Consider the following 14,667-nt stretch of genomic DNA (forward strand, 5'->3'; position numbering starts at 1 on the left):
AGCTACTTCGACAGCGAAGTACAGCCGATACAACATGATAAAAAGGGCATGGAGGAGTATCTTTACCAAAGACTCCTCCATGCTCTTTTCTTGTTTTATCGAAATAAAAAACTTGCACTATTGTACAATTTATACCACTCTCGTTCAAAAGCCCGGTATACCGCTTTTTTACTATCTTCTTTTGTTTACTTTTGCAAGTAGTATAATCATCACTTTAATGCTAAACCAGAATGAAACCAATCTATCCATTAATGGGAGCAGCTGCCTTTTGTAGCCTCTCCGTACAAGCACAGGAGAAACCCAATTTTCTCATTATCCAGTGCGACCACCTCACCCAGCGAGTAGTAGGAGCCTATGGCGAAACGCAAGGCTGCACACCGGCCATTGACCGGGTAGCCGAACAAGGAGTGATGTTTGCCAATGCGTATGTAGGATGCCCGTTGAGCCAGCCATCGAGAGCAGCCCTTTGGAGCGGACTGATGCCTCACCAAACCAATATACGCTCCAATTCGGATGTAGCTATCAATCCGATGCTGCCCGAAAGCGTGCCCACACTGGGTAGCCTCTTTAGTGCCGATGGCTACGATGCCGTTCACTTTGGCAAGACACACGATATGGGTGCACTCAGAGGATTCAAACACAAAGAACCGGTGCCACAGCCTTTCAGCGATCCGGAGTTTCCGGTCAACAATGACAGCTTTCTGGATGTAGGCACTTGCCAAGATGCCGTTTCGTACCTGAGCAACCCACCACAGGAACCGTTTATCTGCATTGCCGACTTTCAAAACCCACACAATATTTGTGGCTACGTAGGTAGCTGTCAGGGAGTACATACCGACGCCCCCATCAGCACCCCCCTGCCCGCACTGCCCGATAATTTTGAAGTGACCGATTGGAATCAAATACCCCAACCGGTACAATACATCTGTTGCAGCCATCGACGCATGACACAAGCCGCACCTTGGAGCGACGAGAATTATCGCCACTACATCGCCGCTTTTCAACACTATACGAAGATGGTATCGAAACAGGTAGAGCGCGTGTTGCAAGCCTTATATTCGACCCCAGCAGGCAGAAATACCATTGTTATCATCATGGCCGATCATGGTGACGGAATGGCATCGCACCGCATGGTAACGAAGCAGATCAGCTTTTACGAAGAGATTACCAACGTGCCCTTTATCATTGCCGGACCGGGTATTAAACAACAAAAGAAACCCGTTGAGAAGTTATTAACCCAACCCACCACCGACCTGCTGCCTACGCTTTGCGAACTGGCCGGCATCACCGTACCATCGGATAAACCGGGCATCAGCTTGGTACCGACACTCAAAGGCAAGAAGCAATCTGCCACCCACCCTTATGTAGTGTCTGAGTGGCATAGCGAGTACGAAACCATCGTCAGCCCGGGACGCATGATACGCAGCGACCGGTATAAATACACGCATTATCTCGAAGGCAACGGCGAAGAGCTGTACGACCTGAAAACCGATAAGGGCGAGCAACGAAACCTGGCCAAAGATCCGAAATACAGCCGCGTACTGGCCGAACACCGTGCCATGCTCGATGACTATATAGTCCGAACCGGCGACGATTACCGCACACTGAAAGTAGCTGCCGACAAACAATGGCGCAGCCACACACCGGGATACCCGAGCCATAAAGGACCCGGAGCACGAGATATAAACAATCGTAAATAAAACAGTAAAAAAAGAGGAAAAAGTACTATCTTTGTCGGTCGAAACCTAACCATTTATTTATGTATACCAACAAACAGATTTGGAGTGTCAGTTACCCGATACTCTTAAGTTTACTGGCACAAAATGTTATTAACGTCACCGATACGGCTTTTCTGGGTCGCTACAGCGAGGTAGCACTCGGAGCATCGGCTATGGGAGGGCTTTTCTATATCTGTATCTTCACGATTGCGTTCGGATTCAGTACAGGTTCGCAGATTGTCATTGCCCGCCGTAATGGTGAGGGACGCTATACCAATGTGGGGCCTGTAATGATTCAAGGTGTCTTGTTTCTACTCGTCATGGCGTTTCTGTTGTTCGGTTTCACCAGAGCTTTCGGAGGAGACATGATGCGCATGCTGGTCTCCTCTCCTACTATTTTCGACGCCACGATGGAGTTTCTCGATTGGCGCATCTACGGTTTCTTCTTTTCCTTTGTCAATGTGATGTTTCGTGCACTGTACATCGGCATCACCCGTACCAAAGTACTTACGATCAATGCCATTGTAATGGCACTGACCAATGTAGTACTCGATTATGCACTCATCTTCGGCCACTTCGGATTGCCCGAGATGGGTATCAAAGGAGCCGCTATTGCCTCGGTGATAGCTGAAGCGAGCTCCATCCTGTTCTTCCTGATTTACACCTATATCACGGTCGACCTGAAGAAGTACGGAATGGATCGCCTGCGCTCGTTCGATTTCGGGTTGCTGAAGCGGATTTTAAGCATTTCGTGCTTCACTATGTTGCAATATTTCCTGGCTATGGCTACTTGGTTCATCTTTTTCGTAGCCGTAGAACGGCTGGGGCAACGCGAACTTGCCATTGCCAATATTGTGCGAAGCATCTACATCATGATGCTCATCCCGGTCAATGCCCTATCGACCACCACCAACAGTCTGGTAAGCAATGCTATTGGTGCGGGAGGCATCAGTCATGTCATGTCACTGATTCGAAAAATCGCCTCTTTCTCGTTCGTAATCATGGTGATACTGGTAGGCATCACTGTCTTTTTCCCACAAGCGATTCTCTCTATTTACACCAACGAAGCTGCACTGATTGCCGAGTCTGTACCCTCGGTTTACGTTATCTCTCTGGCTATGCTTATTGCTTCGGTTGCTAATGTGGTATTCAACGGAGTATCGGGCACGGGCAATACACAGGCTGCACTCATCCTCGAAATGGTGACGCTGGCTTTTTATACTGCGTATATCTTTTTCGTTGGTATTTGGTTGCAAGCATCGGTCGAAATCTGTTTCACCATTGAGATACTGTACTATACGTTGCTACTTACCACCAGCTATATTTACTTCAAAAAAGCAAAATGGCAGAATAAAAAGATATAAATACAACAGAATTTCGTACATTTGCGCTCCAAATGATAATCTGTAATTCATAATCGTAATTAAATAAGATATGTTCGATAATTTAAGTGAGAGACTCGACAGGTCCTTTAAGATTCTGAAAGGTGAAGGAAAAATCACCGAAATCAACGTAGCAGAAACGCTGAAAGATGTGCGCAAAGCCCTGCTCGATGCCGACGTTAACTACAAAGTAGCGAAAACATTTACCGATACCGTAAAGGAAAAAGCACTCGGGCAGAACGTGCTTACCGCCGTTAAACCCAGCCAGTTGATGGTGAAGATCGTTCACGACGAACTTGCTATGCTAATGGGTGGCGAAACTGCCGAGATCGACCTCAAAGGACAACCGGCCGTAATCCTGATGGCAGGTTTGCAGGGTTCGGGTAAGACTACTTTCTCGGGTAAATTGGCACAGATGTTGAAAACGAAGAAGCACAAGCATCCGTTGCTGGTAGCTTGCGACGTTTATCGCCCTGCCGCTATCGAACAGTTGGGCGTACTGGCTCAACAAATCGGCGTACCGGTATACTCGGAACTCGACAGCAAAAACCCTGTCGACATAGCCAAAAACGCCATCAAAGAGGCGAAAGCCAAAGGATATGATCTGGTCATTGTCGATACTGCCGGACGTTTGGCTATCGACGAGCAGATGATGAACGAAATTGCAGCGATCAAAGACGCCATCAACCCGAACGAAATTCTCTTCGTAGTCGACTCGATGACCGGACAAGATGCAGTAAATACAGCCAAAGAGTTCAACGACCGCCTCGACTTCGACGGTGTAGTATTGACCAAACTCGATGGTGATACCCGTGGTGGTGCGGCTCTTTCTATCCGCTCGGTCGTAAACAAACCCATCAAGTTTGTCGGTACGGGCGAGAAGCTCGATGCGATCGATCAGTTCCACCCTTCGCGTATGGCCGACCGTATTCTCGGTATGGGTGATATCGTATCGCTGGTAGAGCGTGCTCAAGAGCAATATGACGAAGAAGAAGCCAAACGCCTGCAAAAGAAGATCGCCAAGAACCAGTTCGACTTCAATGACTTCTTGAGCCAGATTGCTCAAATCAAGAAGATGGGTAACCTGAAGGAGTTGGCATCGATGATTCCCGGTGTAGGCAAGGCAATCAAAGACATCGATATCGACGATAATGCTTTCAAGAGCATCGAGGCCATCATTCACTCCATGACTCCTACCGAGCGCTCAAACCCCGAACTGCTAAACGGCTCGCGTCGTACACGTATTGCCAAAGGTAGCGGAACCAGTATTCAAGAGGTAAACCGCTTGCTGAAACAATTTGAGCAAACACGCAAAATGATGAAGATGGTAACCAGCAGCAAGATGGGCAAAATGATGCCTAAAGGAAGAAAGTAATCATTCTAAAATAATACACGTGGATTATTCTATCGGACTTTGATAGGATAATCCACGTGTTTTTTTATATATATCAGGCTCTTTTTCTCATTATACCTGTTGCAAAAGGCAGTTGCTCTTTATTACAGCTTGATCGTTTTGGATTCAACAAGCAGATGATTTCCTTTGTTAAGCTTCTTGAGTTCCACCTTCAGATTGCCATCGATATCTTTATCTTTGCTGATGACCACAAAGTCCATATTTTCAATATCTTGATCATACGTTTCTTTCTGCTTCTCCTTACGATCGATCCAGGTGCCCGAATTAGCATAAACGCACTCTTCTTGCTTGTGGTTCATATAGGTTTTAATCATCGGAATATGCGTATGCCCAAATACGACGACTCTCACATTCGATGTATCGTTTTGAAAATACTGAACATTTGATTGCTGATCTAAAAATGAAGTCTCCAAGCCTCCCTTGATGGCTTCACCTACGCGAGTCATAACGGGAACATTATTGTATCTCAAACGTTTTTCCCAGTTTTCCTGCTCGCAGCTTTCGGCATAGAGTTTCATAGTGATCGAACCATCGGTACTGTTGTTGTATGGCAATAGATCGAAAATACTAAAAGAACCGTTAAAATGTCCTATATTCGTCGTGATGATTTTCTCTTCAAAACTCTCTTTAGTCGGAATTACCTGTTCGAAAGCTGTTTTCCAGACTTGATAATAGATAAATCGATTCTGTTGAGATTCATCCGCAGGTTCTTTTAGCACTACTATGGGAACTTTTGTCTCCTCTCCTTTTTGAGGGAAGTCCAAGACAGAATTAACTGCTACGCGCGAGAAAAAATACCCGGGAGGAAGTATGGTTCCGTTTGCTCTGTCTTGGTTGGAATAGGGATCGGGAGCCGAAAAGAAATCATATCTATGGCAATGTTCAATCGCCACACAAGGGTATATTGTAGGATAATAAGTACCCACACCCTGCCTTTCGTTGTCTTGAATGACATGAATACCCGGCAATAATTCGGAAATAAATTGTTCGGGAACAAGTAGATCGTGGTTTCCATATACGTAGGTTACCTTCACCTTTTTCTCATTGATCACATTCCGCAAAGCATCGAACACATCCTTGTTTGCTTCGGCTATCTTTAATAGAAATGCTCTTTGGTCTGCCGTACCATAAGTACTGTTTCTACTTGGAATGTACCACTCGTCGAACAGATCTCCTGCTATCACAAGCTCCTTCACACTCATCGAACGACCTGCCTCGATAATAAACTCGGCCAATCGCGCTCTATGGGCAACGCATTCCGAATAAGACAAGTCGGCTCCAAGATGGATGTCACTTATCACAATAACCTTATCTCGCTCAATGCTTTTTTCGGAATCGGCATCGAATTGATTAATCGACTCTGTCTCCTGCTTTGTTCTCGAACAAGAAATGAATGCTAAACTTATTAGCATAATAACCATGAATACTGAATTTTTCATATCTACTTATTTAATAAAATGCTTCATCGGCATCAAGAGAAGAAAAGACTGCTTTAAATTGCTCATCGATTCTCATCTAAATTGATGATACAAAGTTACAGCAATGCAAATACTCAAAGGTGTCAGATTCACAAGAGTTGAGGTATCATTTTTGCAATTAATGTTTCTTAGCACTATTCATTCGTATTGGAGACGATTCATAAGGGATCTCGCTTATCTCTTAACAGTCGTTTACGAATATATCTGTGATACAAAGAAAAAAAGAGGATGCAGCACAATTTGCCACATCCTCTTTCTGCATTCACCACACCGGGTGACTTAAGTCTTCTTTTACTCAGCTACAGCCTCAGATGGTTTTTCTGTAGATTCTTCTTCTTTGAAGTCGGTTATTCCGTTAGATACTAAAATATTGTACCATGAAATCAATTTCTTGATATCTGTAAGGTAGACTCTTTCACGATCGAAATCGGGCAATACTTCTGCCATAAAAGCACGAAGCTCCTCGGCTGTCGCCTTCTTTACATCAATCGTAGCTACTGCACCATTCTCTTTTTCCTTCAATGAAGTCAGCACGTCGCGCAATGGCACTTCTGCATCATCGGTGTACATCGCTATATCAGCCAAAGAGATAATTTTTTCATGACCATAGGCAGGAGTACGTTTCTTCTCGGCGTTGATTGATTCAACAACCAGCATATTCTTTGCCTGAGAAACAAGTTTATACAATCCCGGTTTTCCGGAGATAGACAAGATAGTCTTCAACATAGTATATTACTTTTGTTATTAGTTATTTTTTTGCTGGGCAAAGGTAGTGAATATTTTTAGATAGAAAAGAGATTAGCTCTAAAACCTGTGGAATTAACGGCCTTTCATCATCGTTTATAATTGTGAAATCGGCTTGCGAACGCTTTACTTCATCGCTCATCTGACTGTCGATACGTTTGGTAATCAACTCGCGCGAAACACCATCACGCTTCATGGCGCGCGCTATACGTATCTCAAGTGGCGCATATACCATCACCACAACATCGACTTCATCTGCAAATCCCGATTCGTAAAGAATTGCCGACTCCATGCCTATAATCGAATAAGCATTGTGGGCAGAGACCCATGAACGGAAATGCTCCTTCACACGGGGATGAATGATGCCATTAACCACGCGGGCATGATCGGGATGTCCAAACAGGTAAGAGGCCAGTAGAGTTTTGTTAAGCTTGCCTCCTTGATAGATCTCATCCCCCAATAAAGCACCAAGCTCCTGACGAATAAGGGGATGAGCAACAGTGAGGCTTTTCGCCTCCTCGTCGGAGATGTAAATGGGAATGTTCATAACCTCAAGTAGCCGCGAGACGACACTCTTACCGCTACCGATACCACCGGTAATACCTATTTTAACTGCCATAAGAAGAAACTTGTTCAATAAGAAAATCGACTTGCTGAGGTGCTATACGAACGTGGCTAACACCCGAAGGCATGCTTTTAAGCCTCACCGTATATTTATTACTGCCCAACTTAAGCAGTTCTTCGTAGGATACATTAATAACAAAATCATCTGCCGTAATTTTACTGAAACGACTCACACCCACCTGAAAAGTAACTTGTACTTTTGAAGGAAAAGCTCTGAGCACCTTATCGGCAGGAAAGTTAACGCCAAACAGTGGTACCTCAACCGTTTTCTCGGTATAAATATCGACAGGCAAGGTAAGCCCAACGGTATTGGGAATAAACTTAGCACCTTTAATATAGGCCAGGGAAATATGTTTTCGTAAGGTATCGGAGATATTCTCAAACTGTACACGCTGTGTATAAGCTGCCGTAATGGTATCGAGTATATTGGCGGGAGCATAAACAAGAACCGAATCGGGGGTGAAAATCGTATCGGACAGATAATATTGACTGGCAGCAGCTACTTTTCCTGCCAATTTGATAGGCACCCATTTAGATTTGCCCGTAGCATAAAAATACTCCAACGTATCTGGTTTGATCGACAATAAGTGAGTTGAAACGTTGAGCTGACTCTGTATTTTCTTTTCAAACTCAGAGGCATAGATAACAACATGGTTGTTCTTACCTTTATAATCGGCAAATTCGAGATTGACCGGAAAAAAGCTTTTACCCAGCATATAGTTCAAGATTACAGTACCTTTGTCTTTGACCTTGACACGTAATTCGGAAGGCGGTTCGGAGGTTAATACCGTATTATTGGGCACACCTTTCAGCCGGATGGGAATGGAGAATTCGGCCTCGTAGTCGCTATTGAGTGTTTGCAGCAGCCAAAAAGCGGAAGCTATAAAGAAAAAAAACAGAAAGATTAGAAACTCTCTGCTTTTACTACTGAGCAGAAAGTCTCTAATCTTTCTTGAAAACTTTAAATAAATATACTCAAACTTCCTACGTGAGAACATAGGCTCGTATTTATTTTAATTTTTTATTTACTTAGCTGGTTGACTGGCAGCAGCTGTTGCATCGGCGAAAATCGAATTCTTATCGATCTTGATTTTTACATTGGCAGCAATTTCAAGCACAATGTGATCGTCATTGATCTCTTTAATAACACCATGAATACCACCGGCAGTAATCACCTTCTGATTAACAGAAAGAGACTTACGGAAATTAGCTATTTCTTTTTGTTTTTTGTTCTGTGGACGAATCATGAAAAAATACATGATAACGAACATCGCTATCAGCATGATCCACATCAGAGAACCATCAGGACCTGCAGCGGGAGCTTGCAGAAATACAGTCAATAAATTCATAAGTAATCAGTTTTTAGTTTTTTTACTATGTGTACAAAGGTATTAGTTTTTCGCTAACTTACCCTCTTTTTTTAAATGATTAACAATACCATCGAGTGTACCATTAATAAAGCCACCACTTTTAGGAGTACTGTACAATTTGGCTATCTCAAGATATTCATTCAACGAAACATTAACGGGAATGTTCGGGAAACTCAGAATTTCGGCCAAGGCACTTTGCATGATAATGACATCCATAAAAGCAACACGATCTAAATCCCAATTCTTGGTATTGTCGGCAATGAGGTGACGATAATAATCGGCATTCAAAATGGTGCGACGGAACAAGCGACGAGCAAACTCTTGATCTTCGTCATCTTTAAACTCGGGAAGCAACGGTTGGTTGGCACCCTGTTTCTGTTCAAAACGCTTGATTGTTTTCAAGACGAACGTATCAACTATCTCCTTGTCATCATTCCAATACAAACTCTGATCCTCGAGCAATTGGTCGAGTGCATCATTGTTGAAAATAAAAGATTTGTAAAGCTTACGCCATAATTCGCGATCGGCCTCATAAGTATGATTGGGAGCAGCCATATACGCCTTGTATATATCCGATTCCAAAATCTTTTCATACAAATCCTTCACAAAATCCTGATCGTTAGACCACGTTCTTTTCTGATTGGCGATAAATTCAGTCAACTGTTTATTTACTTCAAGTTGAGCAATAAATTTATTCTCTACAAACTTCATGTCAGGGTTTAAGTCTTCACTGGTAGGAGCCAACTTGGCTTTCGCACTATCAATGCGTTTCTGTGCGTATTCCGTCAATGCAATCATGAGCATCAGCAAATAGTTGTAGAGGTCATAAGCCTTTGAAAGGCTAAAGAACAACTCTTTCTCCGCTGAGTCTAAATTTTTGCTGCCGTTCTGATAGTAAGCGTATACTATCTGGATGATTTTAAGACGAATAAGAACTCTGTTAATCATAATCTATATTAATACTGTTATATAACGAGCTGCAAAAGTAGGTATTTTTGGTGAGTTTATGCAACTAAATTACATTTTTTAATGTACTCTTTCAATATCTTTCGATTTTCTTTTGACAGTTTAAAAAAAAGTTCCAATTTTGAGGCCAAATAGAAACCGAATACGAATAATATGGAAGATTTGAAGAAGAAAATGAGCGCTGAGATGAATGACAAAGAGATTGTATACTCGCGAGCGGTGAAAGCAGGTAAACGCATTTACTACCTGGATGTGAAGAAAAACCGGAAAGATGAGATGTTTCTGGCCATAACCGAAAGTAAAAAAGTAATAAGCGGCGAAGGAGATGACACACAAGTAAGCTTTGAAAAGCACAAAATCTTTTTATATAAAGAGGATTTCACTAAATTCATGACCGGACTCGAACAAGCAATTGGTTTTATAACTAAAAACGAAGAAAACTTGGCACTCGACGATGAGTTGAATCACGAAAGTAACATACTTATTGAAGAAACAGATATAATAGAAGAGTTAAAAACAGAAGGCATTGGCGGTAAAATCAATATAGACATTGATTTTGAGTAATCAATTCTTTGATAATTCAAAAAGAAAACGTACTTTTGCACCGCTTTTTGCAACATCGTGTGATAAGACCACATCGTGTGATGGAAGATTAAGCGCAAATAACTTAATTTAGAGTAACACAAAAATTTTAAAAATGAAAACAATTGAAGTAAAAGGAACTGCAAGAAACATTGCAGAACGTTCTTCTGAGCAAGCTAGAGCTTTGAAAGCTATTCGTAAAAATCAAGGAGTACCTTGCGTACTTTATGGAAACGGTGACAACGTTCACTTCTCAGTAAGTGTTGAAAGCCTTCGTAACCTAGTTTATACTCCACATATCTATTCAGTAGACTTGTCTATCGATGATAAAAAAGTAAAGGCTATCTTGAAAGATATCCAATTCCACCCTGTAAAGGACACCATCCTTCACGTTGACTTCTATCAAATCGATGAGAAAAAGCCTATCGTTATGGAAGTTCCCGTACAACTGGAAGGTTTGGCAGAAGGTGTGAAAGCCGGTGGTAAGCTTACACTGCAAATGCGTAAGTTGAAAGTGAAAGCTTTATACAACGCAATTCCTGAGAAGTTGACCGTAAACGTAGCACACTTAGGTCTTGGTAAAACAGTTCAGGTTCGCGAGTTGCAATTCGAAGGCCTTGAAATTCTGAGCGCTAAAGAAGCTGTTGTTTGTGCAGTGAAACTGACACGTGCAGCAAGAGGTTTGGCAGCAGCTGGCAAGTAATCGAGAATCAGGTTCCTGATACAAGATATTTGAAACGCGGACTATCACAGAATCATTCTGTGCTGGTCTGCGTTTTTCTCTTTCACCCCTAACCATTCACTTGATATGAAATATTTAATTGTCGGATTGGGTAATATCGGCCCCGAATACCATGAAACTCGTCACAACATCGGATTTATGACGGTAGACGAACTGGCCAAAGCCCATAACGCAACTTTTAAAGACGGCCGCTACGGATTCACCACAACCCTCTCTATCAAAGGGCGTCAGTTACTCTTACTAAAACCATCGACCTACATGAACCTGAGCGGCAATGCCGTGAGATACTGGATGCAGAAAGAGAACATACCGTTGGAAAATGTGTTGATTATCGTAGACGACCTCGCCCTCCCATTCGGCACACTGCGCCTGAAAGGCAAAGGAAGCGATGCGGGCCACAACGGATTGAAACATATTGCGGCAACGCTGGGTACGCAAAATTATGCCCGCCTGCGCTTTGGCATCGGGAACGAATTTCCACGAGGCGGACAGGTCGACTTTGTACTAAGCAAATTTGATGAGGAAGATTTAAAAACAATGGATGAGCGACTAACCACGGCAGGAGAAATCATCAAGAGCTTTTGCCTGGCAGGTATCAATATAACCATGAACCAATTCAATAAGAAATAACTTCAACCGATATGCCAGAAGCAAGAATAGACAAGTGGATGTGGGCAGTACGCATCTTTAAAACACGTACTATTGCAGCAGAAGCGTGCAAAAAAGGACGTGTGAGCATCAATGGCTCCTTCGTAAAGGCTGCCCGAATGATTAAACCCGGAGATGTGATTCAGGTCAAAAAGTCGCCCATCACCTACTCCTTTAAAGTATTGCAAGCCATTGAAAAGCGAGTGGGTGCCAAGCTGGTTAGCGAAGTGATGGAAAATGTAACAACCCCCGACCAGTACGAAATACTTGAATTGACCAAAATAGCCGGATTTATCGATCGCGCACGCGGTAGCGGACGCCCCACCAAGAAAGACAGACGAAGTCTGGAAGAGTTTATCGAACCCGAATCAATGGACGACTTTGACTTTGAGTTCGATTTCGAATCGGAATAAAAACCGCCGACGATATGATGAAGCATTGCATGTTTTCGATAATAGGACTAATTCTCTTTGTGTTTGTGGCATGCCATGAGCATTCCGATCAAAGAGAATTCGAATTGAGCTGCAACACAAATACATTTGATGCGCCCATATCCTGCATTAGCCTGTCATCCGTTAACCACGATAAAATATTTATCGGATTGGAAGATGGAAGCATTATTGAAAAGAATAAGAATAACTGGAAGGCTAATTCTCTGGCAAGCAATCACCGGATATACGATATTTTAGAGCATGCCAACGGTTTGCTGTTTGTGGGTTCGAGAGATGCCGGTCTGAAACTATTGACTACCGGAACCAAATCGACGCAATCATTCCGTATCGAAGGTAAAAACTTAAATTATTCGGCTTACAGCATAGCCAAAGACAGTATAAAACAGACGTTATATGTAGGTACAAGCAACGGCTTCTATAAGCTCGATTTATCAAATAATGTACCTTCTGACAGATTAGAACCCATCGCACTAGGCAACAGCACCCAAGATTTCGGGGTCAATAAAATCATATTAAAAAATCAAACCCTCTACATAGCCAGCGACTTAGGCTTATTTATCGTAGAGGACTTTAACAAAGACACACAAAATCCGGTTATTGATACTTCTGTAAAGAACATTACCCTCCACAACAATACCGTCTATGCGATAACCGAAAGCTCGATTATCAAAGTGTGCCCCGACCGAAAGAAAACCGTTGTTCGCCAAGGCGAATATAGCTTTTACAAGAAAGGTATCAATCTGGATGAATGGTATCTCACAAGCAATTCGGTTGTATACAACAAAAACGGCCAACAACTCACTCATCAGCTACCAGATGGCATAAGTGAAAATGCCAAGCAAGTGGCTTCGATGGGAGACGACTTCTTTTATGTAGCCTACAAGAAAAAGCTCATCTCTTTTGCTTTACATCAAAATATAGCCGGAGCAGGAAATAACGTGATAGCAGTTAGTGATAAAACGAGTGGAGAGATGATTTACTTTATCACGAATGACCTCAGAATGCATCGGTATAAATTCAAATACAACCAGCCCGAATTAAAATCAGAACCCTTGGGCATCATCGAAGGAATCGAGTCATTGAACGATGTAGTCAAATTAGTAGAAACAGAGCCCAACACTTTTTACCTGGCTACCAGAAAGAAGCTCTACAGAATCCAAGAACAAAAAGCGACTTGTATCTTATTATTCGACGATGCCGGATGTACTAGTAGCAAAGCCAACAGAAACTGCATCAACACCTTATACTACTCGCCGACAAACCATAAGTTATATATAGGTACGCGAAAATATTTCGGCTATATAAACGACTTCGGTAGCATAGACAAACAAGACCGGCAGATCGTTACCCGCATACCTATCCTTACATCCAAAAGATACAAAGATACAATCGATACGTACGTGGTAGATATCTGCGAGAAAGAGGATAGCCTATACGTAGCCACACTGAACAAAGGCTTGTATGGAAAGCCATCAAAAGACGAACAGAGCGAGCTCAAGCAACTTCTCGACTTAACCGATTATGAAAGCACCTACGGAATAGCCATCGGTGGAGGTAGTCTGTATCTGAATACAGCCAAAGGAATTGTTCATTATCCTGACACCTTGGTTCTTCCGGTAAAAAACGTAAAATCTATTTATGGCGTACGCGATAAAAACCCGAATGAAGGCTACTTCATCCTCTACCATTACGGATTAAGCTTCAAACCTCTCGAAGACCACACCTCTCCCATACCGCAATTCAAAGATCTGGCTTTCGATAAATCGTGTATAGCCCTGAACGGACGAAAAGCTGTATTGGGCTGCCAATCGGGATTGTTCTACTATGATGGGAAAGCTGAATTAACTTCCATATCAATTGAAGAATCAAACAATTCGGACGGAGCGTATATCCTTGCGGCTATCATTTCACTAATGATTCTCACGGCCTTTGCGCTCTACCTGTATCGCATCAGGCAGAGAAAGTCGCAACCGGTTACCTGCTCACAAAACGAAATTGAGGCAGACTTGTCGGAGATAGACCGTGCCGTAAAAGAATTATTCGACCATTTGGGAAATAAAAGCACAGAGGCAGAAGAGATCATGAGAAAAGAGCTGAAGCAAAAGTGCATCCGATTTGTTGATAAATATCCGGAACTGGGTAAACTCTCATTCATGAAGAGAAGAGGAAAAGAGCGATACTGCATTACCGTTCTGCTCTTAATCGAAGATATAGATGCCAATATCATATCGAGAACACTCGACATTGATCAAATGACCGTCAATCGTCATAAATACAATGCACGCAAAGAGATTGAACAATTGTACGAGCAGGATCAAACAAACTACCCGGTCATTCATTTGCTTTATGAACGTATAAAGACAAGTCGGAAAATGAATTAAAACAGCATACTAAAAAAGACTTTTCAAGTAAAACAGCATAGGGGCGAACAAAACAGTTCGCCCCTATGCTGTTTTTTTATGCAAACACCGATACAGGATGTTTTAGCGATGAAAAAGGATAGAAAAAGGATTTTTAGGATAACCCAAAGCCATACTTTTGACCACG

General features: G+C 42.6%; 14 protein-coding genes. 8 read left to right on the top strand and 6 right to left on the bottom strand.

Annotated features, from left to right (window positions below; all coding sequences use genetic code 11):
• The first annotated feature begins 230 nt into the window (after positions 1–230).
• The 3 genes from TY03_RS05540 to ffh all read left to right on the top strand — a co-directional run bounded on the left by TY03_RS05540 (position 231) and on the right by ffh (position 4,475).
• Entirely contained in the window at positions 231–1,700 is a 1,470-nt protein-coding gene (locus TY03_RS05540) for a sulfatase family protein (RefSeq protein ID WP_042368088.1), read from the top strand.
• A gap of 59 nt (positions 1,701–1,759) precedes the next feature.
• Entirely contained in the window at positions 1,760–3,082 is a 1,323-nt protein-coding gene (locus TY03_RS05545) for an MATE family efflux transporter (protein WP_042368092.1), read from the top strand.
• A gap of 70 nt (positions 3,083–3,152) precedes the next feature.
• Positions 3,153–4,475, top strand: a complete 1,323-nt coding sequence (gene ffh / locus TY03_RS05550) for a signal recognition particle protein (RefSeq protein ID WP_042368095.1) — start codon at positions 3,153–3,155, stop codon at positions 4,473–4,475.
• A 122-nt stretch (positions 4,476–4,597) separates the two neighbouring features.
• On the opposite strand, the gene TY03_RS05555 is transcribed toward ffh, so the two are convergent.
• The 6 genes from TY03_RS05555 to nusB all read right to left on the bottom strand — a co-directional run bounded on the left by TY03_RS05555 (position 4,598) and on the right by nusB (position 9,678).
• Positions 4,598–5,953 carry a metallophosphoesterase gene (locus TY03_RS05555; protein WP_042368097.1) on the bottom strand — a complete coding sequence of 452 codons (1,356 nt, stop codon included), beginning with the start codon at positions 5,951–5,953 and terminating at the stop codon, positions 4,598–4,600.
• 330 nt (positions 5,954–6,283) lie between these two features.
• The gene (locus TY03_RS05560; RefSeq protein ID WP_042368099.1) at positions 6,284–6,718 is read right to left on the bottom strand and encodes a DUF5606 family protein; all 435 of its coding nucleotides are present in this window, start codon (positions 6,716–6,718) and stop codon (positions 6,284–6,286) included.
• A 22-nt stretch (positions 6,719–6,740) separates the two neighbouring features.
• The gene (gene coaE / locus TY03_RS05565; protein ID WP_042368101.1) at positions 6,741–7,355 is read right to left on the bottom strand and encodes a dephospho-CoA kinase; all 615 of its coding nucleotides are present in this window, start codon (positions 7,353–7,355) and stop codon (positions 6,741–6,743) included.
• Positions 7,345–8,358, bottom strand: coding sequence for a CdaR family protein (locus TY03_RS05570; RefSeq protein WP_042368103.1), 1,014 nt, complete (start codon positions 8,356–8,358; stop codon positions 7,345–7,347). The genes coaE and TY03_RS05570 overlap by 11 nt, the downstream gene beginning before the upstream one ends.
• 27 nt (positions 8,359–8,385) lie before the next feature.
• Positions 8,386–8,709, bottom strand: coding sequence for a preprotein translocase subunit YajC (gene yajC / locus TY03_RS05575; RefSeq protein WP_042368105.1), 324 nt, complete (start codon positions 8,707–8,709; stop codon positions 8,386–8,388).
• Positions 8,710–8,751: 42 nt separating this feature from the next.
• Positions 8,752–9,678 carry a transcription antitermination factor NusB gene (gene nusB, locus TY03_RS05580; RefSeq protein WP_042368107.1) on the bottom strand — a complete coding sequence of 309 codons (927 nt, stop codon included), beginning with the start codon at positions 9,676–9,678 and terminating at the stop codon, positions 8,752–8,754.
• Positions 9,679–9,849: 171 nt separating this feature from the next.
• Here nusB and TY03_RS05585 point away from each other — a divergent pair, with 171 nt between their 5' ends.
• The 5 genes from TY03_RS05585 (at position 9,850) to TY03_RS05605 (ending at position 14,501) form a co-directional block, all read left to right on the top strand.
• Positions 9,850–10,260: a DUF3276 family protein gene (locus TY03_RS05585; protein ID WP_042368108.1), complete on the top strand. Its 411-nt coding sequence runs from the start codon at positions 9,850–9,852 to the stop codon at positions 10,258–10,260.
• 133 nt (positions 10,261–10,393) lie between these two features.
• Positions 10,394–10,981, top strand: a complete 588-nt coding sequence (locus TY03_RS05590) for a 50S ribosomal protein L25/general stress protein Ctc (RefSeq protein ID WP_042368111.1) — start codon at positions 10,394–10,396, stop codon at positions 10,979–10,981.
• Positions 10,982–11,086: 105 nt separating this feature from the next.
• Complete coding sequence (pth, locus tag TY03_RS05595) at positions 11,087–11,650, top strand: aminoacyl-tRNA hydrolase (RefSeq protein WP_042368113.1); 564 nt, start codon at positions 11,087–11,089, stop codon at positions 11,648–11,650.
• A gap of 11 nt (positions 11,651–11,661) precedes the next feature.
• Positions 11,662–12,081, top strand: a complete 420-nt coding sequence (locus TY03_RS05600) for an RNA-binding S4 domain-containing protein (protein WP_042368114.1) — start codon at positions 11,662–11,664, stop codon at positions 12,079–12,081.
• A 14-nt stretch (positions 12,082–12,095) separates the two neighbouring features.
• Positions 12,096–14,501: a ligand-binding sensor domain-containing protein gene (locus TY03_RS05605; protein WP_230201907.1), complete on the top strand. Its 2,406-nt coding sequence runs from the start codon at positions 12,096–12,098 to the stop codon at positions 14,499–14,501.
• Positions 14,502–14,667: the final 166 nt, after the last annotated feature.

It is taken from the genome of Bacteroides neonati, assembly GCF_000499785.1.
GTDB classification, from domain to species: Bacteria; Bacteroidota; Bacteroidia; order Bacteroidales; family Bacteroidaceae; genus Bacteroides; species Bacteroides neonati.